This is a genomic window from Bradyrhizobium sp. 25ACV (assembly GCF_054863005.1).
Genome location: NZ_JAVAYO010000189.1, coordinates 1 through 239, shown reverse-complemented (window position 1 = coordinate 239; position 239 = coordinate 1). Strand labels below are relative to the sequence as shown.

1 protein-coding gene is annotated in these 239 nt (G+C 64.9%); it reads right to left on the bottom strand.

Annotated elements, in window-relative coordinates:
* The coding region (locus RAD04_RS39105) for a hypothetical protein (RefSeq protein WP_461628026.1) at window positions 1–239 on the bottom strand (239 nt) is incomplete at both ends.

The following is a 239-nucleotide window of genomic DNA, read 5'->3' as shown; positions in this document are numbered from 1 at the left end:
GCTTGCGCCGAGGCTGCCTGCACGTTGAAACGCAGATCGTCCGCGAGGTAGGCTGTCACCACTGTATCGGCGGGCATCCTGCCTCTGGTGCCGTGAATGAACAGCATCGGCCAGGAAATGAACAGCGCGCCGCCAATCGCCAGCGCGCCCTGTCCATTGCCCTGCCGCGCGGTGCGGCCCGACAAGCGGATCGGTCCGTTTGGCGTCTGCACATAATCGAGCCGGATATCGAGCTGGCC